Here is a 1,384-nt window from a genome sequence, read left to right as displayed (position 1 = left end):
GCGGCTTTTTTGTTTACAGCGCTTCTAAATTATTAAGGTAGTAGGTTGCTTGTTGCAGCGTTTGTTCTTGGAGTGTTTTTTCTTGTTTATCCCAATTTTTATATACCATACCAATACGTGGGTTCTTTTCTAGCCTGTCTCTGTGTTTATTCATGAAATGCCAGTACAGGCTATTTAGCGGGCAAGCTTTATCACCTACTTTTTGTTTAACATCGTACTGACAGCTTTTGCAGTAATCGCTCATCTTATTAATGTAGTTACCGCTTGCAGCATAAGGTTTAGTCGCAATTATTCCATCATCGGCAAACTGGCTCATTCCTCGGGTGTTGGGCATCTCTACCCACTCTATGGCATCAATATAAACACCTAGGTACCAGTTATCTACGTTATCAGGGTTTATTCCTGTAAGCATGCAAAAGTTTCCAATAACCATTAGGCGTTGAATATGGTGGGCATAAGCGGTTTCAAGGCTTTGTTTTAATGAGTGGCTTAGGCAATTCATTTTTGTTGAGCTGTTCCAAAAATAAGATGGTAGTGTGTTTTTGGCTTGCAGTTGATTTTTAACAGCGTAGTCGGGCATGTTAATCCAATAAATGGCACGTACATATTCTCTCCAACCTAATATTTGCCTAGTAAAGCCCTCTACTTGCGAGAGGGATATTTCACTTGGTCTTTGTTCGTATTCTCTTATTACACGTTTGATTACATATAACGGGTGGAGTATTTTTGCGTTTAGGGCAAACGATAATCGGCTATGGTACAAGCTGGTATTATTTTTACTTTGATCTGTCATCGCATCTTGAAAGTGACCAAAGCAACTAAGTAAATGCTCGCAAAAGTATTCGAGAGATTCAATGGCTTGTTTACGCGTTGTTGGCCACTCTAGTTTCTGATCGGCTATTTCGCCAAAGTAAACGATCTTGTGCTTATTTAAGCGAGAAATGATGTTCTTAACATCATTATTGAATAGCTTAGGTTTTGGTATACACGCTAAGTCAGCTTTGGAAAATTTATTACGATTATTACTGTCAAAATTCCATTTGCCACCGGTTGGCTTAGTATCATCAATTAATATATTAAACTGCTTACGCATAGCACGATAGAAGTGCTCCATTGTCACATGCTTGTTTTTTGTAAAGCGTGTTTTTATATCGGTGAACGGTAATAAAAAATGTTCAGTATCTGTGGCAATTACATCAAATGAGCCATCACTTTTAAACTTAGCTAATTGAGACTTAAGCCTAAACTCATCAGGATATTGATATTCAATAGTTTCGCATTGGTATTTATCAGCAATTCGCTTGAGTAATTCAATTAAATCTTTGTCGTCAGCTGTATCGTCAAGTGTTAAATGCAAAACATTAAATCCTGCCGTTTTTAATGC

The 1,384-nt window shown here is 37.4% G+C and carries 1 protein-coding gene; it reads right to left on the bottom strand.

Going from position 1 to position 1,384, the window contains the following annotated elements:
- Positions 1-13: 13 nt before the first annotated feature.
- Positions 14-1,384, bottom strand: a 1,371-nt coding sequence (locus tag H5072_RS19520; RefSeq protein WP_182694516.1) for a cryptochrome/photolyase family protein, incomplete at its 5' end; no start/stop codon positions are given.

Origin of the sequence: Pseudoalteromonas sp. SR45-5, from assembly GCF_014163565.1 — a bacterium.
GTDB lineage: Bacteria > Pseudomonadota > Gammaproteobacteria > Enterobacterales > Alteromonadaceae > Pseudoalteromonas > Pseudoalteromonas distincta.
Note: the sequence above shows the minus strand (reverse complement) of the source record. Positions and strands in the feature narration are given on the sequence as shown.